The 368-nt window shown below is 54.3% G+C and carries 1 protein-coding gene; it reads left to right on the top strand.

Annotated features, from left to right (window positions below; translation table 11 throughout):
• The coding region (locus tag HMPREF2871_RS09790; RefSeq protein WP_070629636.1) for a PAAR-like domain-containing protein at window positions 1-368 on the top strand (368 nt) is incomplete at both ends.

Below are 368 nucleotides of genomic sequence, written 5' to 3' on the forward strand. Positions count from 1 at the left end.
CCTTCCGTTCCACCCATCCCCTTCCCACTCTTTGCTGATCTCGGCGGTGCCAAAACCGTCGCCAAAGACGTACGCCTCAACCGCAAGCCTGCTTTTGTCTTTAATGCCAGTAAGACGCACAAAACTTATGGCGATGAAATCGCCCTTCCGGGCCGTAAAGGGGTAAAAAGCCGCACCGCCACCAAACCGGCCTGGCCGATGCGTCATTCTTCCTCGGTTAAAATCCGCAAACGCTATATCGTGCGTACCGGCGATATGTTCCATATGAACGGCAAGTTCAGCAAAAGACTCCCCCCTAAAACCTGTTTGTCCTGTAAGGGGGCGGTAGGTGCCGGCCGTCCGGTCAATCCGATACACGGTTTGAAGTT

Origin of the sequence: Neisseria sp. HMSC067G12 (assembly GCF_001812725.1) — a bacterium.
Lineage (GTDB): Bacteria > Pseudomonadota > Gammaproteobacteria > Burkholderiales > Neisseriaceae > Neisseria > Neisseria perflava.